The 24,332-nt window shown below is 69.3% G+C and carries 23 protein-coding genes and 1 pseudogene; 8 read left to right on the top strand and 16 right to left on the bottom strand.

Annotation, left to right across the window (positions count from 1 at the left end; genetic code table 11):
• Window positions 1–3: 3 nt before the first annotated feature.
• Window positions 4–717 carry a uracil-DNA glycosylase gene (locus FGL91_RS11660; RefSeq protein WP_153243891.1) on the bottom strand — a complete coding sequence of 238 codons (714 nt, stop codon included), beginning with the start codon at window positions 715–717 and terminating at the stop codon, window positions 4–6.
• Between the two features lie 2 nt (window positions 718–719).
• Entirely contained in the window at window positions 720–1,502 is a 783-nt protein-coding gene (locus FGL91_RS11655; protein WP_194239207.1) for an SDR family oxidoreductase, read from the bottom strand.
• A gap of 193 nt (window positions 1,503–1,695) precedes the next feature.
• Between FGL91_RS11655 and FGL91_RS11650 the strand changes: the two genes are divergently transcribed.
• Together FGL91_RS11650 and metX are read left to right on the top strand one after the other, a co-directional pair.
• On the top strand, window positions 1,696–3,018 hold the full coding sequence (locus FGL91_RS11650) for a bifunctional o-acetylhomoserine/o-acetylserine sulfhydrylase (protein WP_131492192.1): 1,323 nt from the start codon (window positions 1,696–1,698) through the stop codon (window positions 3,016–3,018).
• Window positions 3,019–3,187: 169 nt separating this feature from the next.
• A complete protein-coding gene (gene metX / locus FGL91_RS11645; protein WP_131492193.1) occupies window positions 3,188–4,393 on the top strand; it encodes a homoserine O-acetyltransferase MetX in 1,206 nt (401 codons plus the stop codon).
• A gap of 14 nt (window positions 4,394–4,407) precedes the next feature.
• Here the strand turns inward: metX and FGL91_RS19105 are convergent, their stop codons facing one another.
• The 7 genes and pseudogenes from FGL91_RS19105 to FGL91_RS11615 all read right to left on the bottom strand — a co-directional run bounded on the left by FGL91_RS19105 (window position 4,408) and on the right by FGL91_RS11615 (window position 9,147).
• Window positions 4,408–4,602: a hypothetical protein gene (locus FGL91_RS19105; RefSeq protein ID WP_227992091.1), complete on the bottom strand. Its 195-nt coding sequence runs from the start codon at window positions 4,600–4,602 to the stop codon at window positions 4,408–4,410.
• A gap of 74 nt (window positions 4,603–4,676) precedes the next feature.
• Window positions 4,677–5,018: pseudogene (locus FGL91_RS11640) on the bottom strand (NUDIX domain-containing protein); the annotation flags it as partial.
• A gap of 9 nt (window positions 5,019–5,027) precedes the next feature.
• Window positions 5,028–6,257, bottom strand: a complete 1,230-nt coding sequence (locus FGL91_RS11635; protein WP_153243890.1) for an MFS transporter — start codon at window positions 6,255–6,257, stop codon at window positions 5,028–5,030.
• Window positions 6,258–6,266: 9 nt separating this feature from the next.
• Window positions 6,267–6,743, bottom strand: a complete 477-nt coding sequence (locus tag FGL91_RS11630) for a GNAT family N-acetyltransferase (RefSeq protein ID WP_047524377.1) — start codon at window positions 6,741–6,743, stop codon at window positions 6,267–6,269.
• Entirely contained in the window at window positions 6,736–7,080 is a 345-nt protein-coding gene (locus tag FGL91_RS11625) for a thiamine-binding protein (protein ID WP_134353486.1), read from the bottom strand. Before FGL91_RS11625 ends, FGL91_RS11630 begins: the two co-directional genes overlap by 8 nt.
• Window positions 7,081–7,084: 4 nt before the next feature.
• The gene (locus FGL91_RS11620) at window positions 7,085–8,320 is read right to left on the bottom strand and encodes a hypothetical protein (RefSeq protein ID WP_227991578.1); all 1,236 of its coding nucleotides are present in this window, start codon (window positions 8,318–8,320) and stop codon (window positions 7,085–7,087) included.
• A complete protein-coding gene (locus tag FGL91_RS11615) occupies window positions 8,317–9,147 on the bottom strand; it encodes an NAD(P)H-hydrate dehydratase (protein WP_153243889.1) in 831 nt (276 codons plus the stop codon). Before FGL91_RS11615 ends, FGL91_RS11620 begins: the two co-directional genes overlap by 4 nt.
• A 55-nt stretch (window positions 9,148–9,202) precedes the next feature.
• On the opposite strand from FGL91_RS11615, the gene FGL91_RS11610 reads away from it, so the two are divergent.
• Window positions 9,203–10,270 carry an NADH:flavin oxidoreductase/NADH oxidase gene (locus FGL91_RS11610; protein ID WP_153243888.1) on the top strand — a complete coding sequence of 356 codons (1,068 nt, stop codon included), beginning with the start codon at window positions 9,203–9,205 and terminating at the stop codon, window positions 10,268–10,270.
• Window positions 10,271–10,338: 68 nt separating this feature from the next.
• Here FGL91_RS11610 and FGL91_RS11605 read toward each other — a convergent pair whose 3' ends face one another.
• The 3 genes from FGL91_RS11605 to FGL91_RS11595 all read right to left on the bottom strand — a co-directional run bounded on the left by FGL91_RS11605 (window position 10,339) and on the right by FGL91_RS11595 (window position 14,280).
• Entirely contained in the window at window positions 10,339–11,400 is a 1,062-nt protein-coding gene (locus FGL91_RS11605; protein WP_047524382.1) for a hemolysin family protein, read from the bottom strand.
• Window positions 11,397–12,713 (bottom strand): hemolysin family protein, encoded by a 1,317-nt coding sequence (locus tag FGL91_RS11600; RefSeq protein WP_131492198.1) that lies wholly within the window; start codon window positions 12,711–12,713, stop codon window positions 11,397–11,399. Before FGL91_RS11600 ends, FGL91_RS11605 begins: the two co-directional genes overlap by 4 nt.
• Before the next feature lie 112 nt (window positions 12,714–12,825).
• On the bottom strand, window positions 12,826–14,280 hold the full coding sequence (locus FGL91_RS11595) for a GuaB1 family IMP dehydrogenase-related protein (protein ID WP_153243887.1): 1,455 nt from the start codon (window positions 14,278–14,280) through the stop codon (window positions 12,826–12,828).
• A gap of 160 nt (window positions 14,281–14,440) precedes the next feature.
• Between FGL91_RS11595 and FGL91_RS11590 the strand changes: the two genes are divergently transcribed.
• On the top strand, window positions 14,441–18,127 hold the full coding sequence (locus FGL91_RS11590; RefSeq protein ID WP_153243886.1) for a multifunctional oxoglutarate decarboxylase/oxoglutarate dehydrogenase thiamine pyrophosphate-binding subunit/dihydrolipoyllysine-residue succinyltransferase subunit: 3,687 nt from the start codon (window positions 14,441–14,443) through the stop codon (window positions 18,125–18,127).
• Between the two features lie 67 nt (window positions 18,128–18,194).
• Here FGL91_RS11590 and FGL91_RS11585 read toward each other — a convergent pair whose 3' ends face one another.
• The 3 genes from FGL91_RS11585 to FGL91_RS11575 are packed head-to-tail and all read right to left on the bottom strand — an operon-like array spanning window position 18,195 to window position 20,434.
• Entirely contained in the window at window positions 18,195–19,496 is a 1,302-nt protein-coding gene (locus FGL91_RS11585) for a GNAT family N-acetyltransferase (protein WP_131492201.1), read from the bottom strand.
• A gap of 33 nt (window positions 19,497–19,529) precedes the next feature.
• Window positions 19,530–19,775 carry a zf-HC2 domain-containing protein gene (locus tag FGL91_RS11580; protein WP_047524397.1) on the bottom strand — a complete coding sequence of 82 codons (246 nt, stop codon included), beginning with the start codon at window positions 19,773–19,775 and terminating at the stop codon, window positions 19,530–19,532.
• On the bottom strand, window positions 19,772–20,434 hold the full coding sequence (locus tag FGL91_RS11575) for a sigma-70 family RNA polymerase sigma factor (protein WP_047524398.1): 663 nt from the start codon (window positions 20,432–20,434) through the stop codon (window positions 19,772–19,774). Before FGL91_RS11575 ends, FGL91_RS11580 begins: the two co-directional genes overlap by 4 nt.
• A 70-nt stretch (window positions 20,435–20,504) precedes the next feature.
• Here FGL91_RS11575 and aroA point away from each other — a divergent pair, with 70 nt between their 5' ends.
• Genes aroA through bcp form a run of 3 tightly spaced genes read left to right on the top strand, consistent with a single transcriptional unit; the run spans window position 20,505 to window position 23,377 of the window.
• The gene (gene aroA / locus FGL91_RS11570; protein WP_153243885.1) at window positions 20,505–21,821 is read left to right on the top strand and encodes a 3-phosphoshikimate 1-carboxyvinyltransferase; all 1,317 of its coding nucleotides are present in this window, start codon (window positions 20,505–20,507) and stop codon (window positions 21,819–21,821) included.
• Window positions 21,822–21,823: 2 nt separating this feature from the next.
• Window positions 21,824–22,894 carry a ribosome small subunit-dependent GTPase A gene (gene rsgA / locus FGL91_RS11565; protein ID WP_131492203.1) on the top strand — a complete coding sequence of 357 codons (1,071 nt, stop codon included), beginning with the start codon at window positions 21,824–21,826 and terminating at the stop codon, window positions 22,892–22,894.
• Between the two features lie 9 nt (window positions 22,895–22,903).
• A complete protein-coding gene (bcp, locus tag FGL91_RS11560; protein WP_047524401.1) occupies window positions 22,904–23,377 on the top strand; it encodes a thioredoxin-dependent thiol peroxidase in 474 nt (157 codons plus the stop codon).
• A 51-nt stretch (window positions 23,378–23,428) separates the two neighbouring features.
• Here the strand turns inward: bcp and FGL91_RS11555 are convergent, their stop codons facing one another.
• Window positions 23,429–23,815 carry a hypothetical protein gene (locus FGL91_RS11555; RefSeq protein ID WP_227991555.1) on the bottom strand — a complete coding sequence of 129 codons (387 nt, stop codon included), beginning with the start codon at window positions 23,813–23,815 and terminating at the stop codon, window positions 23,429–23,431.
• Between the two features lie 229 nt (window positions 23,816–24,044).
• Between FGL91_RS11555 and FGL91_RS11550 the strand changes: the two genes are divergently transcribed.
• The gene (locus tag FGL91_RS11550; RefSeq protein ID WP_017203224.1) at window positions 24,045–24,293 is read left to right on the top strand and encodes a WhiB family transcriptional regulator; all 249 of its coding nucleotides are present in this window, start codon (window positions 24,045–24,047) and stop codon (window positions 24,291–24,293) included.
• Window positions 24,294–24,332 lie beyond the last annotated feature (39 nt).

The following is a 24,332-nucleotide window of genomic DNA, read 5'->3' as shown; positions in this document are numbered from 1 at the left end:
CGCTCAGCTTAGAGACGGAGCGGCTTCGCCTTCCACCCTCCAGTCCACGGCTTCGGCCCCCTGTTCCGTGAGCAGGGCATTAGCGCGCGAGAACGGCCGGGATCCGAAGAACCCGCGGCTCGCCGACAGCGGGGAGGGATGGGCCGAGACGATCACCGGCGTGTCACCGAGCATCGGCTGCAGATTCGCTGCGTCCTTGCCCCAGAGCACGGCCACGAGAGGCTGATCCCGGGCGACGAGGGTTCTGATCGCGAGTTCGGTGACCTTCTCCCACCCCCAGCCTCGGTGCGAGGCGGCCGCCCCCGGACGGACGGTCAGAACGCGGTTGAGCAAGAGCACGCCCTGATCGCTCCAGGCGGTGAGATCACCGTGCGGCGCCGGCGGTATGCCGAGGTCGCTCTCCCGCTCCTTGTAGATGTTCGTGAGGCTGCGCGGCAGCGGCCGTACCTCACGGTCCACCGCGAACGACAGGCCGATGGGATGACCGGGCGTCGGGTACGGGTCCTGCCCCGTGATCAGCACGCGCACGTCCGCGAGGGGCCGTTCGAACGCCCGAAGGACGTCCTCCCCGGCAGGCAGGTACCCGTGCCCGGCATCCTGTTCCGCCCGGAGCCTCTCCCCGAGTCCGGTTATCGTCTCCTGGACCGGGGCGAGTGCTTCCGCCCAGCCCGCGTCGATGAGGCCGTCCGCAGCGAGCTCGGCCAGCGTCCGCGCCATCGTCAGTCGATCGAGCGCACGCGCAGCGGTCCGCGGGCGAGCAGGTGCTGAGCGGATTGGGCCACCGGACGCATCGTGACGAGGTCGAGGTTCACATGCCCCGGTGCCTCCAGCGCATAGGTGATGACATCCGCGACATCCTCCGCGAGGAGCGGTGCGTCGACGCCGGCGTACACGGCCTCTGCGGCCACGGCGTCGCCGCCCAGCCGGTTCAGCGTGAACTCCTCGGTGTGCACCATGCCGGGCGCGACCTCGACCACCCGGATCGGCTCGCCGTTCAACTCCTGGCGGAGCACCTTGACCAGCATGCCCTCGGCGGCCTTCGCCGCGTTGTACCCGGCTCCCCCCGCATACGCCGATTGGGCGGCCGTGGAGGTGACGAAGACCGTGTCCGCGTGCCCGTCCGCGTCGGCAGCTCGGCGCAGCAGCGGGAGCAGTCCCGCCACGAGCCGCTGCGTCGCGAGCACGTTCGCATCGAACATCCACTGCCAGTCCTCGACCGAGGCATCTTCGATGCGATCGGTCCCGCGCGCACCGCCGGCCACCTGCACGAGCGCGTGCACCGGGCCCGACTCCGCGAGCGTGGAGACGAGCGCGTCGACGGCAGCCGGGTCGGTCAGATCGCAGGCGATCACGGAGGCTCCGGTCTCCGCGGCGAGCGCGGACAGACGGTCCTTGCGCCTGGCGACCCCGACCACATCCCATCCCCGCGACCGGAGTGCGCGCACCGTCGCCGCGCCGATCCCCGAACTCGCCCCTGTCACCACTGCACGTCTGTTGGCCATGCCTCCACCGTACGATGTTCGCCCCGGATTGCGGAGTCCCCCACGGGCTGTCGCGGATCCCTCGCTCGCGCGACGGCGGGCACCGCTCTGTTACGTCACATTTCTCCCTCACTGTTGACACCGAGCGATATTCCGTACTCTCGCAGCAACGGCATCCGCCATCCGACCTTCCGACCACTCCTGGGGGAATCACATGTCCGCACCTGAGTCCTGGCGCTTCGAGACCAAGCAGATCCACTCCGGCGCCGCCCCCGACCCGGTCACGAAGGCGCGCGCCACGCCGATTTATCAGACCACCTCGTATGTCTTCGACAGCGCGGATCACGCGGCCAACCTCTTCGCCCTGGCGGAGTTCGGCAACATCTACACCCGCATCCAGAACCCGACCCAGGACGTGCTGGAGCAGCGGCTCGCCGCGCTCGAAGGCGGCACCGGCGCGCTCGTGCTCGCCAGCGGACAGGCGGCCTCGACCTTCGCCATCCTGAACATCGCGCAGGCCGGAGACCACTTCGTCGCCTCGAGCTCGATCTACGGCGGCACCTACAACCTCTTCAAGTACACCCTCGCGAAGCTCGGCATCGAGGTCACGTTCGTCGAGAACCAGGACGACCCCGAGGAATGGCGCCGCGCCGTCCGTCCGAACACGAAGCTGTTCTTCGCAGAGACGATCGGCAACCCGCAGATCAACATCCTCGATATCCGTACCGTCGCCGACGTGGCGCACGAGAACGGCGTGCCGCTGATCGTCGACAACACCATCGCCACCCCGTACCTGATCCGTCCGTTCGAGTTCGGTGCCGACATCGTCGTGCACTCGGTCACGAAGTTCCTCGGCGGCCACGGCACGACCATCGGCGGAGTCATCATCGACGGCGGCACGTTCGAGTGGTCGAAGAACGTCGACAAGTTCCCCGGCCTCACGGTCCCGGACCCCTCGTACCACGGCGCCAGCTACACCGCCGCCGTCGGCGACCCCCTCGCGTACATCATCAAGGCCCGTGTGCAGCTGCTGCGCGACCTCGGCTCCGCGATCGCGCCGCAGAGTGCGTGGAACCTCATCCAGGGCGTCGAGACGCTGTCGCTGCGCATCGAGCGTCACGTGCAGAACGCCCAGGAGATCGCCGAGTGGCTCGACGGCCGTGACGATGTCGCGACGGTCAACTACTCGGGGCTGCCCTCCTCGCCCTGGTACGCCAAGGCGAACGAGTACGCTCCCAAGGGTGTCGGTGCCGTGCTGTCGTTCGAGCTGAAGGGCGGCGTGGAGGCCGGGCGCGAGTTCGTGAACAGCCTGTCTCTGTTCAGCCACCTCGCCAACATCGGCGACGTCCGCTCGCTCGTCATCCACCCGGCCTCGACCACCCATGCACAGCTCACCCCCGAGCAGCAGCTCACGGCCGGTGTCACACCGGGCCTCGTGCGCCTCTCGGTCGGCATCGAGAACATCGAGGACCTCAAGGCCGACCTGGATCAGGCTCTCGCCGCGGCACGCGCCGTGTCGGAGGCCGCCCGCGCCTGACCCCCGCTGTTCCGGTCGGCACCCCGTCCTACCGTCGACGCCCCTCCTGAATCACGGCTCTCAGGAGGGGCGTCGACGGTGTGCGGGGGCGTCGACCGGAAGTGGGGGGCGCGAGAGATCGGGGCGTAACCTGCCGCCGATGTGTGCCGGGTCACGCGACAATGGAGGGATGGACTGGCAGACGACCTCCGAGGACACGGTGCCGTCGGCACCCGTGACGGAGGCCGACGTCCGTCTCCTCCGCGCCCGCCCCCCGGCGACCGGAGCCTGGCGTGATGGTGACCCGGTCGGCGGCAGGCGCTTCGCCGCCTTCGGAGCCTTCGCCACGGAGAGCGGTGCGGAGCTGCCCGGTATCCGGATCGCCTACGAGTCCTGGGGCGAGCTGAACGCCGCCCGCGACAACGCGATCCTCGTCCTCCATGCACTCACGGGCGACAGCCATCTGCGTGGCCCCGCAGGAGCGGGCCATCCGACCGCGGGCTGGTGGGAGGACATCACGGGCCCCGGCGCACCCCTCGACACCGATCGCTGGTTCGTGATCGCGCCGAACATGCTGGGCGGCTGCCAGGGCTCCACGGGCCCGGCGAGTGTCGCCCCGGACGGCTACGAGTGGGCATCGCGATTCCCCTACCTGACGATCCGCGATCAGGTGGCGGCGCAGGTGCGGCTCGCTGATGCGCTGGGAATCGACACGTGGGCGGCGGTCATCGGCGGCTCGATGGGGGGCATGCATGCCCTGGAGTGGGCCGCCACCCACCCCGAGCGCGTGCAGCGGCTCGCGGTCCTCTCCTCTCCGCCGGTGACGACGGCCGACCAGATCGCGCTGAACACCGTGCAGCTGGAGACCATCCGCATGGATCCGCGGTTCCAGGGCGGCGAGTACTACGACCTGTCCGACGGCGACGGCCCCCACCGCGGTCTCGCCCTGGCGCGGCGCATGGCCCTGCTGAACTACCGCAGCCCGATCGAGCTCAACCAGCGCTTCCAGCGGTCCTGGCAGTCGGAGGTATCGCCGCTCGGGCACGGCGGGCGCTTCGCGGTCGAGTCGTACCTGGACTTCCACGGCAACAAGTTCACCCGCCGCTTCGACGCCAACAGCTACATCACCCTCGTCGAAGCCATGAACTCGCATGACGTCGGGCGGGAGCGCGGGGGTGTCGAAGAAGCTCTGCGGGCGGTCACGGCGACCACGCTGGTCCTCGGGATCGACAGCGACCGGCTGTTCCCCGTCGACGGGCAGCAGCGCATCGCCCGCAGCATTCCGCACGTGATCGACGACGAGGCCGTGGTGCTCACCAGCGACTTCGGACACGACGGGTTCCTGATCGAGACCGAAGCCGTCGGGTCCCACCTCCGCCGGCTCCTCGACAGCTGAGCCTCCCGAACGCCTCAGCCTGCGACGAACCTCCACGGCAGCACGCCGGCCTCGAGGCGCCCTTGCTCCCAGGAGAAGTCACGACCGGTCTCGGTGTCGAGAACACGCGTCTGGAAGAGTTCCGCTGCACCGCCGGACGACAGTGCCGCAGCGGCATCCGCGAACGCGGACAGGCGGTGCAGCGTGACCCACGTCGGTGGGTACAGCATCCACTCCCCGCCCCGTGGCGCGCCAGTGCTTCCGTTGGCCGCGCCCAGGCCAACTCAGCGACCTCGTCCTCAGCAGGTGACGGCACCGCGTCCGACGCCGCGGCGAGGAAGAACCAGGTGCGGATGCGGGTGGGAGCCTCCATCGGCGGCTGCCACTCGGAGAGGACGACGAGATCGTCGACCACCAGCCCCACTTCCTCGAAGGTCTCCCGGATCGCGGCGCGGCGCGCGTCCTCGACGTCTCCTTCGCCGTCGCGTCGGTCCTCCGGCTCGACCTTGCCGCCCGGGAACACCCAGGCGCCTGGGAAGGATCCGCGGTCCGGTCGACGCAGCAGCAGCACCTCGAACCCGGGTTCCGCGGGCCGCAGCAGGACGACGGTGCCGGCGACGGGCAGGGAATCCTCGGGCGCAGTCATCCCGTCACTCTACGACGCGACGAGCTCAGAGACCTCGGGGCGACGCGCTTCGATGCGGTACGACAGCACGGCGATCAGGAGCCCGGCGACGGCGAGCGCTGCTCCGGTCCATGCCGGCGCGGTGAAGCCCCATCCGACGGCGATCACGACACCGCCCAGGAAGGCGCCGAGGCTGTTCCCGATGTTGAGCGCCGAGTGGTTCATCGCCGCCGCGATCGACTGGTTGTCCCCGGCCACGTCCATGAGACGCGTCTGGATGGTCGGGCTCAGCACCGAGGAGACGAATCCGACCACGAGCACCGTCAGCCCGAGGCTCACGATCCAGAACGACAGGAAGGCGAGCAGGGAGAACACGATCGCCATCGCCGCGAGTCCCCACAGCAGGGTGCGGCGCAGATCGATGTCGGCGAGGTGGCCGCCCACGAGGTTTCCGGCGGTCATGCCGAGCCCCATCAGCACGAGCACGATCGGGACCGCCCACTCGGGTGACCCCGCCACTTCCGTCACCAACGGCGCGATGTAGCTGTACACCGCGAAGAACCCGCCGAAGCCGATCGCGCCGATGCCGAGTGTGAACCACACCTGCGCCCGCCGGAACACCCGGAGCTCCTGACGCATCGTCCGCCCCGGATCGCCCGGGTGCGCGGGGACGAACAGGGCGATGCACAGCGTTGCGAGCGCGAACACCAGCGCCACGACGGCGAACGCCGCCCGCCACCCCCACTCCTGCCCGAGGAAGGTCCCCAGCGGCACCCCGATGACATTGGCGACCGTGAGGCCGGTGAGGATGAACGCCACGCCCTTGGCACGGTTTCCCGGACCCATGACATCGGCGGCGACGAGGGCTCCGATGCCGAAGTACGCACCGTGCGGCAGCCCGGCGAGGAATCGCGAGGCGGCGACGAGCTCGAAGGTCGGCAGCACCACCGTGAGGGCATTGAACACCGTGAGCGCGAGAGCGAGCACGATCATCACTCGATGACGCGGGTAGCGCGCCACGAAGCCGGCGATGGTCGGGGCGCCGATGACGACACCCAGCGCGTACAACGAGATCAGCCACCCCGTCTGGCTCAGCGCTTCTTCCGGACGGGTCGTCCAGAGCGCAGGCAGCAGGTCAGCGGCGATGTTGGGCAGCAGGCCCATGACCACGAACTCGGTCATGCCGATGCCGAAACTGCCGATGGCGAGAGAGAGGAGCGCCCACTTCGCCGCACCCCTCGATTCATTCGAGGGATTCACCGGATCAGCTTAGCGGCCGTCGGGGGGCACGACCGCCGGGACGCCTCGTTCTCGCGTCATGAACACGTCCACGTCGTCCTGCGAGTCGACGGTGAACCCGTGACGCTCGTAGAGGCTGCGCGCCGGACTGCCCTGGAGCACGTTGAGCCGGTACCGCCGGTCGTCGTCGAGGATCATCGCTAGGACCCGAGTGCCGACGCCCCTCCCCTGGTGCGAGGCGTCGAGGTAGAGGTGCTCCAGCCACGTGATGTCGCCGTCTGGACGGAGGGCGACAGACCCGACATCCACAGCGTCCACCACGATGATCCGCGTGTACGCCGGCTCGAACGCATCGCGGAAGCGTTGCCGGACACGCGTCGGGTCGTAGCGCCCCAGCCGCTCCAGGTCGGCGCGGAGCACGTCGGCGCGCAGCTCGGCGATCCACTCGGCGTCCTCGGCGAGCGCCGTCCGGAGAACGACCGATCCGAGCGGACGCGGATCAGTCACGGGGCTCCGCGGCAGCCGCCTCCCCGATCGCCGACTCCAACCGTTCGATCTTCGCGTCGAGCTCTCCGGAGTACCCGGGACGGATGTCGGCCTTGAGCACGAGCGAGACCCGTGACCCGAACGGCATCACCGCTTCGGTCGCGCGCTTGACGACGGCCATGACCGTGTCCCAGTCCGGACCCTCGATCTCGGTGAACATGCTCGTCGTCCGGTGCGGCAGCCCCGACTCGCGCACGACGCGCACGGCGGCCGCCACGGCGTCGTGCACGGAGGCGTCGGTGCGCTGCGCACCGTCGGCGGGGGTGCCACTCGGGGCGACGGAGAAGGCGATCAGCATGGGTTCACTCCTGGGGTTTCGGATGACGGGCGGGCACACGTGCGAGAGCACGGATGCTCAGGATGAGCAGGACGAGGAGAAGGCCGTTGCGCACCGTGAGGACGGCGACGGCGATGGCATCGGCACGCAGGAGTGCGTCGTAGCCGATCGGATAGACGAGGCAGGTGAGCAGGCAGAGCGCGAGGACGACGACGGCGGGAACGCGCGCTCTGACCCGATCGAGCACGAGCCAGAGGATCACCGGGGCGATCAGCCAGGTCTGGAACTGCGGCGAACCGACCTTGTTGGTGACGATCAGCAGCGTGACGAGCGTGAGGGCGAACGGAGGGAACAGCCGGGGGAAGGTCGCACCGCGCGCCGCTTTCCGCGCGCCCACCACCGTCACCGCGAGGACCGAGAGCGCCATCAGAGGTGTGAGCGCGGCGGCGACGGCGTCGACCCCGGGGGCCGTGATCTGGAAGGTGAGGATCTCGAAGCTGTACTCGATACGTGCGGCTCCGGCGACCGCGAGCCAGAGGAACGGCGTGGCGGCCACGGCCTCGATCTGCAGCCCCCGCCCAGTCTGCTCCGTCAGGAACCCGAAGATCTCGGTGTCCGCGCCTAGCAGGAACAGCGTCGCGACGACCCCGGTGGTGACGACCGCGGCAGCGAGGAGCACCCGCATCCTCGCGCGGAGCGCCACGACGGCCGCCAGGACCAGCGCCCCGGGCCAGATCTTGATCCAGGCGCCGATCGTGAGGAGGGCGGCACCGATCGTCGGCCGCGACACGAGCCAGAGCCCACCGATCACGGCGATCGGCACCGTGATCGCGTCGATCCGGTAGAGCGCGATGGGACCGAGCAGAAGGAGCGCCGCACACCAGAACCAGGCAGCCACACGACGTGCGCGCGACGGCGAACGGCCGACGAGCACACCGAAGGCGACGGCATCGAGGATGATCACGAGCGTCGCCCATCCGACCAGATACGCATGGGAGACGCCGAGCAGGAGTACGAGCGGCGCCGACAGGGCCGCAGCGATGAGCATCGGCACGAGGGCGAGCTGCGGGTAGACCCAGGTCTCGTCGATTCCGACGATCGGTCCCCCGCTGAGCGCCGACGTCGCCCAGGGCTCGTACACGAGCACGACATCGCCCATCGGCTGACTCGGATACACCCACCCGAGCCACGCCGTGAGCAGGTGCACGAGCAGGAACACGGCCCACAGCACGACCACCCTGCTGTTCGACGCGCGCCTCACGCGAGGACGTCCGCGATCGCGGGCGGCAACGCCGCGGCGACATCCAGCGCGACGATCGGATGCCCCGGGCTGCCGGCGGTCACGTCTGCGGCGATCCGTGCCGCGTGGCCGTGCACCCAGGCCCCCGCGGCGGCGATCTCTGCGAGCGGGGCATCGGGATTCGCGGCGGTCACCGCGCCGAGCACGCCGGCGAGCACGTCTCCGGTTCCCGCCGTCGCCAACCAGCCCGTCCCGGCCTCGATCGCGAAAGTCGTCCCGTCCGGGGCTGCGACCAGCGTGCGAGCGCCCTTGAGGAGCACGGTTCCGCCGATGTTCGCGGCGACCTGTCGGGCCCCTTCGGCGCGTTCGCCGCCTGGTTGCAGGCGCAGACGCTCCTGGAGCCTGGCGAATTCGCGTGCGTGCGGGGTGATGAGGAAGGGGGCGCGGGCACCGGGGGCGAGATCCAGCGCTCCGGCATCGATGACGACCGGCACGCTCCCCGCGAGGATCTCCCGGAGCGCGACGCTCTCCGCATCCGTCCGAAGGGCCGGATCCGTGCCGGATCCGATCACCCAGGCATCCACGCGGGAACGACCAGCGTCCGCTCCGACCACCGTCTCCGGGCGCCGGGCGAGCACGGCATCGGCCGCCCGCTCCTCCCCCACGTAACGCACGAATCCTGCACCGGTCCGCCACGCGGCCTCGACACCGAGCACCGCGGCACCGGGATAAGCGGCCGATCCGGTGCGGAGCGCCACCACCCCGCGCGTGTACTTGTCGTCCTCTGCGGCGGGCGCGCGGAAGTACCGGGACGTATCGCTGCGTGTCCACTCGCGCACCTCGACCATGACTCCACGTTAGTGCGGCGCTCCGCGAGGCGCGTCGTCGCGGTAGCGTCGAACGGTGAGTCTTCTCTTCTCCCCGCTGAGCATCCGTTCCGTCACGTTCCGCAATCGCCTCTGGGTCTCGCCGATGTGCATGTACAGCGCCGTCGACGGGCTGGTGCAGGAGTGGCACCACACGCACCTCGCGCAGTTCGCTTCAGGCGGCGCCGGACTGATCGTCGCGGAGGCGACCGCGGTGGTACCCGAGGGCCGTATCTCGCCGCGCGACGCGGGTCTCTGGAGCGACGAGCAGCGCGACGCCTGGACGCCGATCGTCCGCGCTATCCACGACCGTGGGGCGTCCGCCGGGATCCAGCTCGCGCACGCGGGACGGAAGGCATCGACGTGGTGGCCGTGGGCACGGGAGCGGGGGTCGGTGCCGGCCGCCGAGGGAGGCTGGACGACAGCTGCGCCGTCGGCGATCGCCTTCGACGGCTTCGACGCGCCGGTCGCCCTCGACCTCGCCGGGATCGACCGCGTGGTCGAGGCCTTCGCCGACGCCGCGCGACGTGCTCTCGAGGCGGGCTTCGACGTGCTGGAGATCCACGGTGCGCACGGCTACCTGCTGCACCAGTTCCTGTCCCCGCTCTCGAACCGGCGAGACGACGAGTACGGCGGCTCGCTCGAGAACCGCGCGCGGCTCCTGCTGCGCGTCGTGGATGCTGTGCGCGAGGCTGCGGGTCCCGAGGTGCCGGTCTTCGTGCGGATCTCGGCCACCGACCACGCCGAAGGCGGTTTCGCCCCCGATGAGGCGTCCGCCGTCGCCGACTGGGCCACGCAGCGCGGAGCGGACCTGATCGACGTGTCGAGCGGCGGGCTCGTGGCCCATCAGCGGATCGAGGTGTTCCCCGGATACCAGGTCCCTCTCGCCGAGACCGTCCGCCGCGGAGGCCGCATCCCGGTCTCGGCGGTCGGGCTGATCACCGCATCCGCCCAGGCCGAGCAGGTGCTCGCCGACGGCGCGGCGGATGCGGTCTTCGCCGGCCGAGAGTGGCTTCGCGACCCGCACTTCGCGCTCCGCACCGCACATGAACTCGGCGCCGAGGTCGCATGGCCACCCCAGTACGAACGCGCGCACTGGCGCTGAGCCCGGACCGAGACACGAAGGCCGCCGACTCCCCGGGGAGCCGGCGGCCTTCGTCCGTGTGATCGGGGTCAGCGTCCGCGGAAACGACGAGTCGCGTCCTGCACCTCTCCCACGAGCTCTTCGAGGATGTCCTCCAGGAACAGCACCGCGGTGGTGTTCCCCCGCGCGTCACGCACCTTCGCCAGGTGACGACCGGCGCGGCGCATGACCGCGAGGGCGTCCTCGAGATCCGTGTCCTCCTGGACGGGCACCATGTGGTGGATGCGCTTCGCCGGGACCGGTTCGATCATCTTGACCTCGGCATCGGGGCCCTCCGAGGCCCGGAGGATGTCCTTCAAGTGCACGTAGCCGATCGGCACGGACTCGTCGTCGACGATCACGTAGCGCGAGAACCCGTAGCGGGCGACCGCCTTCTCGATGTCGTCCGGCGTGGTCGACTGCGGAAGCGTGACCAGGTCGCTCAGGGGCACGGCGACGTCTCGCGCCTTCTTGTCGGTGAACTCGACGGCGGCCGCGACCGTTCCCGCGGTGTCCATGAGCAGGCCCTCACGCCGCGACTGGCTGACGATGGTGGCGACCTCGTCGAGGGTGAAGGTCGATGCCGCCTCATTCTTCGGCTCCACCCGGAACAGCCGCAGCACGCCGTTCGCCGTCGCGTTGAGCACCCAGATCACGGGCATGAACACCTTCGACACCCACACGAGGGGCGGGGCGAGGATGAGCACGGCACGGTCCGGCACCGAGAACGCGAGGTTCTTCGGCACCATCTCGCCGAACACGACATGAAGGAACGACACGATCAGCAGCGCGATGGCGAACGACACCGCGTCGACAGCGCCGTCTGGCCAGCCGAGGGCATGCAGCGGCACGGCCAGCAGGTGGTGGATCGCGGGCTCGGAGACGTTCAGGATGAGCAGCGAGCAGATCGTGATGCCGAGCTGCGAGGTCGCGAGCATCAGCGTCGCATGCTCCATCGCGTACAGCGCCGTCTTGGCCGCGCGCGATCCCTGATCGGCGCGGGGCTCGATCTGCGACCGCCGCGCGGAGATCACGGCGAACTCGCCGCCGACGAAGAAGGCGTTCGCGACGAGAAGCACGACGAGCCAGGCGAGTCCTGCCCAATCGTTCATCGGGTGGCCCCCTCTCCCTCGACGAGCGGACTCGGCACGTAGCGGACGCGATCGACGCGTCGGCCGTCCATGCGCACGACCCGGAGCGTGCCGCTGTCGAGCGGAACCTCGTCGCCGACCGAGGGCACGCGCTCGAGCACGCTCATGACGTATCCGCCGACGGTGTCGTAGACGTCGCCCTCCGGAACCTCGACCCCGGCGCGACGACGCAGCTCATCGGGCCGCAACTCGCCGGGGAAGGTGATGCCCTCACGGTTGCGGATCACTCCGGCCCGAGTGCGGTCGTGCTCATCGGCGACCTCGCCCACCAGCTCCTCGACGAGGTCCTCGAGCGTCACGAGCCCTGCCGTTCCGCCGTACTCGTCGACGACGACGGCCAGTTGGTAGCCGCGTGCCCGGAGCTCGGAGATCAGGGCGTCGACGTGGACCGTCTCCGGAACACGGAGGGGCTCGGTCGCCAGCGCGCCGACAGGCACCTCCGCACGGCGCTCGCGCGGCACGGAGATGGCAGCTTTCAGATGCACGACGCCCATGATGTCGTCGAGGTCGTCGTCGTAGACCGGGAACCGGCTGTGCCCGGTGCGGCGGGCGAGCTGGATGACATCGTCGGTGGAGTCACCGGCGGCGATCGCGTGCATGCTCGGGCGGGCGGTCATCACATCGGCCGCGGTGAGTCGGGAGAACGTCAGAGTGCGGTCGAGGAGCGTGGCCGTGTCGGCCTCGAGCATGCCCGCGCTGGCGGAGCGCCGGACCAGCGAGGAGAGCTCCTCCGCACTCCGCGCGCCGGAGAGCTCCTCTTTCGGCTCGATCCCCATGCTGCGCAGCACGCCGTTGGCGCTGCCGTTGAGCACGACCACGGCCGGCTTGAAGACCGTGGTGAATGCGATCTGGAAGGGGACCACGAGCTTCGCGGTGGCGAGGGGAAGAGCGAGCGCGAAGTTCTTCGGCACCAGCTCACCGAGGATCATCGAGAGCACGGTGGCGATGAACATCGCCACGATGGTCGCGATGGGCGAGACGGCGGCTTCCGGAATGCGCCAGGCCAGAAGCGTCGGCCGGAGGAGGTTCGACAGCGCCGGCTCCATCGTGTAACCGGTCAGCAGCGTCGTCAGCGTGATGCCGAGCTGGGCCGCGGAGAGATGGGTCGACGTGTGCTTGAGGGCACTGATCGTGAGCGAGAGCCGGGACTCCCCCCGAGCCTGACGCGCTTCGAGGTCGGCGCGGTCGAGATTGACCAGCGCGAACTCGCTCGCGACGAAGAGGCCGGTGCCGACCGTGAGCAGGAGCCCCACGCCCAACATGATGTAGTCCATCAGAGGTTCCTCTCCGAGGAGAGAGGCGGACAGTGGGGCGATGTTCTACAACTGGGAGGGTCGTCCATTATGGGGACGATTGTATCGAATGAGGACGGGCTCGCGCTCGCGCTCACCAACTGACCGGCAGCGCCTTGCCCTCTTCGTATCCCGCTGCCGACTGGAGGCCGACGAGCGCACGGTCGTGGAACTCGGGCACGGTCGACGCTCCCGCGTAGGTGAACGACGAACGTACGCCCGAGGTGATCATGTCCAGCAGGTCCTCCACGCCGGGCCGCAGGGGGTCGAGGTAGATCTTCGACGAGGAGATGCCCTCGGCGAAGAGCTCCTTGCGCGCACGCTCGTACGCGTCGAGCCGGCCGAATCGCGCCTGCACCGCCTTGGTCGACGCCATGCCCCAGGACTCCTTGAAGAGACGCCCGTCGCCCTCGTGCTGCAGCTCCCCCGGAGCCTCGATGGTTCCCGCGAACCAGGAGCCGACCATGACGGAGGCCGCACCGGCGGCAAGCGCCAGCGCGACGTCGCGGGGGTACCGCACCCCGCCGTCGGCCCAGACGTGTGCGCCGAGCTCCCGTGCGGCCTGCGCGGTCTCGAGGACCGCCGAGAACTGCGGTCGACCGACCGCCGTCATCATGCGGGTCGTGCACATGGCCCCGGGCCCGACACCGACCTTGAGGATCGAGGCGCCCGCGTCGACCAGGTCGGCGACGCCGTCGGCGGTGACGATGTTCCCCGCCACGATCGGGAGCCCCAGGTCGAGATCGGCGACCGCGCGAAGCGCCCGCAGCATGCCTTCCTGGTGTCCGTGTGCCGTGTCGACGACGAGCACGTCGACGCCTGCTCCGGCGAGTGCCCTCGCCTTGGCGGCGACGTCGCCGTTGATGCCGACGGCCGCGGCCACCGCCAGACGACCGTCAGCGTCGAGCGCCGGCCGGTAGAGAGTGGACCGCAAGGCGCTGCGTGCGCTCAGAGTGCCCACGAGGTGACCGTGGTGGATCACCGTCACCATCTCGACACCGGCGTCGGTGATGACGTCGAACGCGTGCCGCTCCGAACCGATGTCGTCGGCATCGATCGACGGCGTACCCCGGTGGACGAGGTCGCCCAGTTGCGCATCCGGCAGCGCCGTGGCGAGTCGGACGGCGGGGAGGATGCCGACGATGCGCTCCACGTCGATCGGTGCGTCGCCGCGGGCCACGACGATCCCGTGTCCGCTCGTCGCTGGAAGCAGGCGGAGCGCATCGGCGACGGACGCTTCCGGCGGCAGCACGATCGGGGTGTCCCAGAGGACCGGCTGCGCCTTCACCTCGCGAATCGCGGAGTCGAGATCCTGCAACGGCAGGTCCTGCGGAAGAACACCGAGAGCGCCGCGTCGCGCGAGCACCGCCGCGATGCGCGGACCCGTCACGGAGTTCATGTTGGCGGCGACGATGGGCAGGGTCGCGGGGGTGCCGTCCAGGGGCGCCAGATCGACCTGGAGGCGGCTGCTCACCGCGGATCGGCGCGGCACGAGGAAGACGTCCGAATAGGTCAGATCGACGGCCGGCTGCGCTCCTGAGAATTCCATGTCTCCACGGTACCCAGATCCCCTCGCCACGGGCGCATGGCTTCGACGAATCCCCGAGCGAAACACGTTAGGCTTGTTGGTCGAGAGCGTGCGGGCCCGAACGCATCCTGCGACGACGTCCGCACCAGAGAGCTTCAGCGATGAAAGAGGGCGATCGAGCGTGTCGAACCAGGTGACCGGCGTCAACGGCGACGGGGGGTTCGGAGCCAATTCCTGGCTCGTTGAAGAGCTCTACGAGCAGTTCAAGGTGGACCGCGACTCCGTCGACAAGGAGTGGTGGCCGATCCTGGAGAAGTACCACTCCGACGCGGCGTCCGCGGCTCCTTCCACGGGCACGGCGACGGCTGCTGCGCAGGCACATCCCGTCACCGCCCCGATCCCCGTGATCGGCTCGCAGCCCGTGGCACGTACCACGGCCAAGCCGGCCGCGACGGCGCCGATCCCCGCCCAGGCTCCCAAGCCCGCGCCGAAGCCCGAGGCGAAGGACACCACGGACGTCGTCGAAGAGGACAAGGTCACCCCTCTGCGCGGCCTGCCGAAGACGTTGGCCGCCAACATGGACGAGTCCCTGACCGTCCCGACCGCGACCAGCGTGCGCACCGTGCCGGCGAAGCTGATGATCGACAACCGCATCGTCATCAACAACCACATGTCACGCACCCGTGGCGGCAAGATCAGCTTCACCCACCTCATCGGCTGGGCTCTCATCCGCACGCTCGACGAGTTCCGCAGCCAGAACGTGTTCTATGCCGAGGTCGACGGCAAGCCCTCCGTCGTCGCCCCGGCCCACGTCAACCTCGGCATCGCGATCGACCTGCCCAAGCCCGACGGCACGCGCGCTCTCATGGTGCCCAGCATCAAGCGCGCCGACACCATGTCGTTCACCGAATACCTCTCCGCCTATGAAGACCTGGTCACGCGCGCCCGCGGGAACAAGCTGACCGCGGGCGATTTCCAGGGCACCACGGTCTCCCTCACCAACCCCGGCGGTATCGGCACCGTGCACTCCGTGCCTCGCCTGATGAAGGGCCAGGGCTGCATCATCGGAGCCGGTGCCCTCGAGTACCCGGCCGAGTTCCAGGGCGCCAGCGAGAAGACCCTCAACGAGCTCGCGATCGGCAAGACCATCACGCTCACCAGCACCTACGACCACCGCGTCATCCAGGGTGCGGGGTCCGGCGAGTTCCTCAAGAAGGTGCACGAGCTGCTCATCGGCCAGCGCGGCTTCTACGACGACATCTTCGCCGCGCTGCGCATCCCCTACGCCCCGATCCGCTGGAACCCCGACATCGCGGTGGACCTCGCCGAGCGCGTCGACAAGCAGTCCCGCGTGCAGGAGCTGATCAACTCGTTCCGCGTGCGCGGTCATCTGATGGCCGACATCGACCCGCTCGAATACGTGCAGCGCTCGCACCCCGACCTCGAGATCGAGAGCCACGGCCTCACGTTCTGGGACCTGGACCGCGAGTTCGTCACCGGAGGGTTCGGCGGTCGCCGCGTCGCGAAGCTCCGCGACATTCTCGGTGTGCTCCGCGACTCGTACTGCCGCACCCTCGGCATTGAGTACATGCACATCCAGGATCCGGAGCAGCGCCGCTGGTTCCAGGAGAAGGTCGAGGTCAAGTACCAGAAGCCCGGCCACGACGAGCAGCTGCGGGTTCTCCGCAAGCTCAACGAGGCCGAAGCGTTCGAGACCTTCCTGCAGACGAAGTTCGTGGGTCAGAAGCGCTTCTCCCTCGAGGGCGGGGAGTCTCTGATCCCGCTCCTCGACGAGATCCTCCAGGGCGCAGCCACCGCCGGGCTCGAGGGCGCGGCCATCGGCATGGCCCACCGTGGCCGACTCAACGTGCTCACCAACATCGCCGGCAAGACGTACGGTCAGGTGTTCCGTGAGTTCGAAGGCACGCAGACCCCCGGCAACCAGCGCGGCTCCGGCGATGTGAAGTACCACCTCGGCACCGAGGGAACCTTCGTCGCCGATGACGAGTCCGAGCTTCCGGTCTACCTCGCCGCCAACCCGTCGCACCTCGAGACGGTCGACGGGGTGCTGGAGGGCATCGTCCGCGCCAAGCAGGACCGCAAGCCGATCGGCACCTTCGCGTGGCTGCCGATCCTCGTGCACGGCGACGCCGCCTTCGCGGGCCAGGGCGTCGTGGTCGAGACACTGCAGATGTCGCAGCTGCGCGGCTACCGCACGGGTGGCACGATCCACGTCGTCGTGAACAACCAGGTCGGCTTCACCACCACCCCGAACGACGGTCGCACCTCGATCTACTCGACCGATGTGGCCAAGACGATCCAGGCGCCGGTGTTCCATGTGAACGGCGACGACCCCGAGGCCGTCATCCACGTCGCCCAGCTCGCGTTCGAGTATCGCGAGCGTTTCCACCGCGACGTCGTGATCGACCTCGTCTGCTACCGCCGACGCGGCCACAACGAGGGTGACGACCCCTCGATGACGCAGCCGCTCATGACCGACCTCATCCAGGCCAAGCGCTCGGTGCGCCGCCTGTACACGGAGTCGCTCGTCGGTCGTGGCGACATCACGGAGCAGGAGTACGACGAGGCCAAGGCGGACTTCCAGAACCGTCTGGAGATCGCCTTCGCCGAGACGCACGCAGCCGAGACCGGCACCCTGGACGTGACCCCGGACGCCCCGCCCGTCGATGACACGGTCGGTGCTCCGGACGTGACGGGTGTGCCGAGCGAGGTCATCCAGCTGATCGGTGACGCGTTCGTGAACAAGCCCGGCGGCTTCACGGTGCACCCGAAGATCCAGCAGCTGCTGGAGAAGCGTCTCGACATGAGCCGCAACGGAGGCATCGACTGGGGCTTCGGAGAGCTGTTGGCCTTCGGCTCCCTGCTCGTCGAGGGCACTCCGGTGCGACTCGCGGGCCAGGATGCGCGTCGCGGCACCTTCGTGCAGCGGCATGCGACCCTGCACGACCGCGCGAACGGCCAGGAGTGGCTGCCGCTGTCGAACCTGTCGGACGCCCAGGGCCGCTTCTTCGTCTACGACTCGCTGCTGAGCGAGTACGCCGCCCTCGGGTTCGAGTACGGCTACTCGGTGGAGGCGCCGGAAGCCCTCGTCCTGTGGGAAGCACAGTTCGGCGACTTCGTGAACGGTGCTCAGTCGGTCATCGACGAGTACATCTCGGCAGCCGAGCAGAAGTGGGGCCAGCAGTCCAGCGTGACCCTGCTCCTCCCCCACGGCTACGAGGGCCAGGGCCCCGACCACTCCTCGGCGCGGATCGAGCGTTTCCTGCAGCTGTGCGCGCAGGAGAACATGATCGTCTCCCGTCCGTCGACGCCCGCGTCGTACTTCCACCTCCTGCGGCGCCAGGCGTACGCCCGTCCGCGCAAGCCGCTGATCGTCTTCACTCCGAAGGCGATGCTGCGCCTGCGGGGCGCGACGAGCCCCGTCGAGGCCTTCACTCAGGGTCGGTTCGAACCGGTCATCGACGACGACCGCGGTCTCGACCGCGCTGCCGTCAAGCGCGTGCTCGTGCACTCGGGCAAGGTGCACTGGGATCTGCGCGCCGAGCTCGAGAAGAACCCGAACCCCGAGGTCGCGCTCGTCCGTCTCGAGCAGCTGTACCCGACGCCGATCGACGAGCTCAAGACGATCACCGATTCCTACCCCGGCGCCGAGCTCGTGTGGGTCCAGGAGGAGCCGGAGAACCAGGGCGCCTGGCCGTTCCTCGCGCTCGCCTTCGCGGACGTCCCGGGAGACCGGTCGTTCCGTCCCGTCTCGCGTCCCGCGTCCGCCTCGCCGGCGACGGGCTCGTCGAAGGTGCACGCGGCCGAGCAGGCCGAACTGATCCACGCGGCCGTCACGCTCGACTGATCCGCAGACGAGGACGGGCGCCGCGACTTCGGTCGCGGCGCCCGTTCTCGTTTCCGTCCAGCTCCGGTCAGTACCAGATGTCGAGCGAGGGCGACGGGAACGCGACCAGCGCCTTGTCGAAGGCGTCGATCGCGGCACGATCCCCGGTGAGACGGCCGGCACCGTGCAACGAGGACGCCCGAACCCCGCCGGCGTAGAGCGACGACAGCGCTGAGACGTCGAGCTCGATGTCGGCGGAGCCTCCGTGCGCCTCCTCGACGGTGGCGATGCCCGACTCGTCCACGCGCAGCCGCCAGTCGCCGGCGGTGAATCCCAACGGGTCCTCGACCCGCAGGACCGTGTCGAGCGGTGCCGAATAGCCCCGCGCGGTGAGGGCGGCCGGGAGGTCGAGGATGCGCAGCCAGCCGTGGTCATGCACCTCCTGCTTCACGCCACGCGGATCGGCGACGAGCCACGGCAGCGGGTCATCCAGCGGACGGAGGTCGGCGACGACCTCGTCGACCAGATCGTGCTGCAGCACGAAGCGCCAGAGCGCGGTGCGTGCATCGGCCGTCTCGGCGACGAGCAGACGCACGTCCATCCGGAACCGGAAGGTGCCGCTCGCCTCGCTCACCGTGTACGCCAGGACGCCGCGGAGCACTCCGTCCTCGTCGAGGTAGCGCACTCCCCTGGCCTGGTCCCGATCCGGTGTCGGCGCGACTCCCGAGTACCCTTCCCATCGGCCCTGCCAGCCCGGGATCTGCCCGGGGACCTGTCGACGCGCACGCTCGTGCACGGTCCCGAGGTCGGCGGCCAGCGTGTCGCGATCGACATACTCGAGGCGCCCGGGGGGCGTCGCACCGCCCCATCCCGCACGCCGCGTGTTCACGGTCAGCCGTGCGACCGGTATCGCGGAGCCGAAGCCGTAGCGCCCGTAGATCGTCGCCTCGGAGACGGTGAGGCCCGCGACGGGAACGCCGGCCGATGCTGCGGCTCGCAACTCGCCCTCCAGCAGAGCCCGCGCGATCCCGCGGCGCCGGTGCGTCGCCGCGACGGTGACCGCGCTGATCGCCCACATGTCGATCTCGCCGCCGCCCGGGAGCGTGAGCGGCGTGATCCAGGCGTTCGTGGTCGCGATCGGAAGCGTCGCATCCGTCGCGTCGGGCTCGAACACGCCGATGTTGCGCCGAGCCGCGAAGGTCTTGGTGACCTGGGCGATCATGTCGCCCGTCGGCTCGGCTCCCAGGAACCCGCGGTCCACCGCGCGTTGGAATGCCGCCGAACGGGTGTCGTCCGACAGATCGACGACCCGGTATTCGAGCCCGGAGGTCGCCAGGCGTTCAGTCGAAGTGGGGTCTGCGGTCACGTCCCGCGCATCGATGGAGCTCATCCATCCACACTACCGAGGCGGTCGGACGCGACGTCAGTGCTGCGCGGCCTGAGCCTCACGCAGACGCGCGAACACCTGATCGCGCAGCTGCTCCGGAGCCGTCTCCTTGCAGGCGCGGGCGATGACCTCGGTGAGGGTCGTCGCCACCAGCGCCTCGTCACGGCACGAGGGGCAGTTCTCCAGATGCTCGCGGATCTCGGTGTGCTCGGTCTTGCACACCTCGTTGCGGAGGTACTCCTCCAGATCCTGACGCGCTTTCTCGCAGCCGCAGTCGCTCATCCCTTGCTCCTCGTGTCAGCCGCGGCGATGCCCCGCTCGGCGGCGTAGTCTGCCAACAGCTCCCGCAGCATCCGCCTGCCACGGTGCAGGCGGCTCATCACGGTGCCGATGGGCGTCTTCATGATGTCCGCGATCTCCTGGTACGCGAATCCCTCGACATCAGCGAGGTACACCGCGAGTCGGAAGTCCTCCGGGACGGCCTGCAGAGCGTCTTTGACGACCGAGGCCGGCATCCGGTCGATCGCCTCCGCCTCCGCCGAACGACTGTGCGACGCGGTGGTCGACTCCGCACCGCCCAGCTGCCAGTCCTCGAGCTCGTCGATCGTGCCCTGGAACGGCTCGCGCTGCCGCTTGCGGTAGATGTTGATGTACGTGTTCGTGAGGATGCGGTACAGCCACGCCTTGAGATTCGTCCCCTGCGAGAACGTCGACCAGGAGCCGTACGCCTTCACGAACGTCTCCTGCACGAGGTCTGCGGCGTCCGCCGGATTGCGCGTCATGCGCATCGCGGCGGCATAGAGCTGATCCATGAAAGGGATCGCCTGCTCCTCGAACTCGCGCCGAGGGTCGCTGACGGTGTCTGCGGTTGCGGTGTCGTCCATCACCGGCCAGTCTAGGCCGCTGAGGTCGATCACCTCGCGCTCCAACGTCGCCGGCATTCTCTCTCCTTCACCTCGGGAGCCTCGTCTGTCGCGCCGAAGCTCCCTGCGTTTACTAAGGTGAGAACCGATGAGCGCCAACAGGTATTCCCCCATCCGCGTGCAGGGTGCCTTTCCTGCGCCCACCACCGATGTGCCCGTGCATGCCGAGCTCACGATCCCCGGCTCGAAATCGCTGACGAACCGCGAGCTGATGATCGCCGCGATCGCAGACGGCCCCGGCCGGCTGATCGCGCCGCTGCACTCCGACGACTCCGCCCGCATGGTCGATGCGCTGCGCGCGCTCGGCGTCGGCATCGAGGAGGTGGAGGCCGGTCACGAGTTCGGTCCCGACCTGGTCGTCACCCCGGCGAAGCTCAGCGGCGGCACGACGATCGACTGCGGACAAGCCGGTACCGTGATGCGCTTCATCGCTCCGCTCGCGGGGCTCGCCGAGCACGACGTGCACCTCACCGCCCACGAGACGGCCCTGCACCGACCGATGGGCGGACTCATCAGCGCCCTCCGCGACCTGGGCGTCGACATCGACGATGAAGGCACCTGGTCCCTCCCGTTCACCATTCGCGGTCACGGACGCATCCGTGGCGGCCGCGTCGAGGTCGACGCCTCCGCATCGAGCCAGTTCGTCTCCGGTCTCCTGCTCGCCGCTCCCCGGTTCGATGTCGGGCTGCACCTCGTGCACACCGGCGAACACCTCCCGAGCCTGCCCCACATCGACATGACCATCGAGGCGCTGAGCCGTCGCGGCATCCGCATCGAGCGTCCCGCCGTCGGCGAGTGGCTCGTCGAGGCCGGCGTGCCGCGCGCCAAGGAGCTCGCGATCGAACCCGATCTCTCGAACGCGGCGCCGTTCCTCGCCGCGGCGCTCGTCACCGGCGGTTCGGTGGCTGTCACCGGTTGGCCCGCGCACTCCACACAGCCGGGCGCGATGCTGCCGGACATCCTGCAGGCTTTCGGTGCCCACGTCGGACGCCACGGCGGCACGCTCACGGTGCGAGCCGGCTCGAGCATCCGCGGCCTCGATCTCGACCTCTCGGCAGCGAGCGAACTCACCCCGACGCTCGTCGGTCTCGCCGCCTTCGCCGAGACCCCCACCACGATTCGCGGCATCGGCCACATCCGCCTTCACGAGACGGATCGGATCGCCGCGTTGATCGGCAACCTCCGCGCGCTCGGCGGGGAAGCCGAGGAGCTCCCGGATGGGCTGCGGATCATCCCGCGCCCGCTGCACGCAGGAGAGTGGGCGGCGCACCACGACCACCGCATGGCCACGACCGGCGCGCTCATCGGGCTGCGTGTCCCCGGCGTCGTGATCGACGACATCGGCACGACCGCCAAGACCCTCCCGGAGTTCACGATGCTCTGGGAGCGGATGCTGCGGGGCTGACGGTGAGCTGGCTCGACGACACCGACGACCTCGACGACGACTTCGAGGACTACGACGAGAGCACCATCCGCACCCGTCCCAACCCGAAGGCCAACCGCCCCAGGACCAAGCGTCGCCCTGCGCATGAGGATGCCGAAGTCGGCAGGGTGCTCGGCGTAGACCGCGGTCGCTACTCCGTGCTCGTCGGCGAAGACACCCCCGACGAGCGCATGATCACCACGACCAGGGCCAGGGAGCTGCGTCGCATGCCCATCGTCACCGGCGATCAGGCACGCGTGGTCGGCGACACCTCCGGTGACGAGGGAACGCTCGCCCGCATCGTCGGCATCGTGGAGCGTACGTCCCTCCTCCGGCGCAGCGCCGACGACACGGACCAGGTCGAGCGGGTGATCGTCGCGAACGCCGACCAGATGCTCGTCGTCGTGGCGGCTGCCGACCCGGAGCCGCGTGCGCGTCTCGTCGACCGGTACCTGGTCGCGGCGCTCGATGCCGGGATCCGCCCCCTTCTCGTTGTGACGAAGACGGACATCGCGGACCCGACGGAGTTCCTCACCCATTTCGACGGCCTCGACCTGCGGGTGTTCACGAGCGCACAGGAAGAGATGCCGGTGGACGAGATCGGCGCCGCCCTGGTCGGGCACTCGACCGTCTTCGTCGGGCACTCCGGCGTCGGCAAGTCCACCCTCGTCAACGCGCTCGTCCCGACGGCCGGACGCGCCACGGGTCACGTGAACCAGGTCACCGGACGGGGGCGACACACCTCCTCCTCCACGGTGTCGCTCCGGTACCAGGGCGCCGAAGGGACCGGCTGGGTGATCGACACCCCCGGCGTCCGCTCCTTCGGTCTCGGTCACGTGGATCCGGCGAACATCCTCGCGGCCTTCACCGAACTCGCCGAGATCGCGGAGAACTGCCCGCGTGGCTGCACGCACCTGGCGGACGCTCCCGATTGCGCGCTCATCGAAGCCGCCGATCGGGGCGAGCTGGGCGAGACCGGGCGCGCGCGCCTCGACTCGCTCCAGCGACTGCTGCAGACCTTCGCCGACAAGGCGGAGCAGGCCCCCGGCCGGTAGGCTGGAGGCGTGACCCAGCGCCTGGAACCCGGTACCGCAGCCCCCGACTTCTCCCTCCTCGACCAGGACGGGAACCTCGTCCGTCTGGCAGACCTGCGCGGCGAGAAGACCGTGCTGTACTTCTATCCGGCGGCGATGACGCCCGGATGCACCACCCAAGCCTGCGACTTCCGCGACAGCATCTCCTCGCTCCAGGGCGCCGGCTACCGGGTCATCGGCATCTCCCGCGACGAGCCGGCGACCTTGGCGAAGTTCCGCGAGCGGGACGCCCTCACGTTCCCCCTCCTCAGCGACCCCGACCACTCGGTCCATGTCGCCTACGGCGCCTGGGGCGAGAAGATGAACTACGGCAAGGTCGTCGAAGGCGTCATCCGCTCCACGTTCGTCCTCGATGAGGACGGGAAGATCGACATCGCCCTCTACAACGTCAAGGCCACCGGCCACGTGGCGCGGCTGCGCAAGCAACTCGGCATCGACGCCTGACCCGGTTGGCGGCGGCGCGGCCGCGGCGTCGACACGGGCACCGCACGGAGCTCACTCCGGCGCGCGCTGCGCGCCTTCTCGTCGTGCGCTCGTGATGAGCAGGGCGAACCCGAGCAGAGCCGGAAGTCCGACGCCGAGGGTGAACGTCCAGGAGACCGGTTGAACCGTCAGGGACGCGAGGGCGAGCGCGACGGCCAGCACCTGGAGCACCACCCCTCCCGAACGCGCCCACGACTTGCCGGCGCGCGTTCCGAACGCGAATGCCGCGAGAGCGGCCGCACCGATCAGCGTGAGAACGATGAGCGCGATGGCGGTCGGCAGCGACGACGCGTCGCCCGCTCCGAGACCCGCGAGTTCGATGATCGCGAACACCAGGAGCGCCACCGCTTCGAGGGCAAGGACCCCTGCGGCCGCGAGGGCGATTCCGGGTGCGCGCACAGTGTCTCCCAAGGATCGAAAGAGGAGAAAACCCTTGATTTCAGGGTATTCATGTAACAGAATAGAGAAAGTCATGTGCTCCCACAGCGGCGTGGGGCGGGCGTTCACGCTCGCATCACAATTCGCGGCATTCCGTCCGCATCTCAACAGGGTAGCCGAACCCGAACAGCTACCCGAATCCGAGAAATCGCACCGCGACATCTCTTGAAATCCACACCGAGGAGCCCCCATGGACTGGCGCGATAAGGCCGCCTGCCTGACTGTCGACCCCGAGCTTTTCTTCCCCGTGGGGAACACCGGCCCGGCCGTCGACCAGATCGAGAAGGCGAAGACCGTCTGCGCCACCTGCACGGTCACCGAGATCTGCCTGCAGTACGCCCTCGAGACCAGTCAGGACTCGGGCGTCTGGGGCGGCCTCTCCGAAGACGAGCGCCGTGCGCTGAAGCGCCGCGCCGCTCGCGCCCGCCGCGCCTCCTGAACTTCCGAAAGCGGCCCGAGATCGACTCTCGGGCCGCTT

The sequence above is a fragment of the Microbacterium sp. CBA3102 genome (assembly GCF_007954505.1).
In the GTDB taxonomy this organism is placed as follows: domain Bacteria; phylum Actinomycetota; class Actinomycetes; order Actinomycetales; family Microbacteriaceae; genus Microbacterium; species Microbacterium aurugineum.
The sequence above is the reverse complement of the archived record's forward strand: the minus strand, read 5'-3'. Positions and strand labels throughout refer to the sequence as shown.

Coding starts and splice junctions, on each gene's coding strand:
- FGL91_RS11660 (WP_153243891.1), bottom strand. CDS start 717: ATGGCGCGGACGCTGGCCGAGCTCGCTGCGGACGGCCTCATCGACGCG.
- FGL91_RS11655 (WP_194239207.1), bottom strand. CDS start 1,502: ATGGCCAACAGACGTGCAGTGGTGACAGGGGCGAGTTCGGGGATCGGC.
- FGL91_RS11650 (WP_131492192.1), top strand. CDS start 1,696: ATGTCCGCACCTGAGTCCTGGCGCTTCGAGACCAAGCAGATCCACTCC.
- metX (WP_131492193.1), top strand. CDS start 3,188: ATGGACTGGCAGACGACCTCCGAGGACACGGTGCCGTCGGCACCCGTG.
- FGL91_RS19105 (WP_227992091.1), bottom strand. CDS start 4,602: ATGCTGTACCCACCGACGTGGGTCACGCTGCACCGCCTGTCCGCGTTC.
- FGL91_RS11625 (WP_134353486.1), bottom strand. CDS start 7,080: ATGCTGATCGCCTTCTCCGTCGCCCCGAGTGGCACCCCCGCCGACGGT.
- FGL91_RS11615 (WP_153243889.1), bottom strand. CDS start 9,147: ATGGTCGAGGTGCGCGAGTGGACACGCAGCGATACGTCCCGGTACTTC.
- FGL91_RS11605 (WP_047524382.1), bottom strand. CDS start 11,400: ATGAACGATTGGGCAGGACTCGCCTGGCTCGTCGTGCTTCTCGTCGCG.
- FGL91_RS11600 (WP_131492198.1), bottom strand. CDS start 12,713: ATGGACTACATCATGTTGGGCGTGGGGCTCCTGCTCACGGTCGGCACC.
- FGL91_RS11595 (WP_153243887.1), bottom strand. CDS start 14,280: ATGGAATTCTCAGGAGCGCAGCCGGCCGTCGATCTGACCTATTCGGAC.
- FGL91_RS11585 (WP_131492201.1), bottom strand. CDS start 19,496: ATGAGCTCCATCGATGCGCGGGACGTGACCGCAGACCCCACTTCGACT.
- FGL91_RS11580 (WP_047524397.1), bottom strand. CDS start 19,775: ATGAGCGACTGCGGCTGCGAGAAAGCGCGTCAGGATCTGGAGGAGTAC.
- FGL91_RS11575 (WP_047524398.1), bottom strand. CDS start 20,434: ATGCCGGCGACGTTGGAGCGCGAGGTGATCGACCTCAGCGGCCTAGAC.
- aroA (WP_153243885.1), top strand. CDS start 20,505: ATGAGCGCCAACAGGTATTCCCCCATCCGCGTGCAGGGTGCCTTTCCT.
- FGL91_RS11550 (WP_017203224.1), top strand. CDS start 24,045: ATGGACTGGCGCGATAAGGCCGCCTGCCTGACTGTCGACCCCGAGCTT.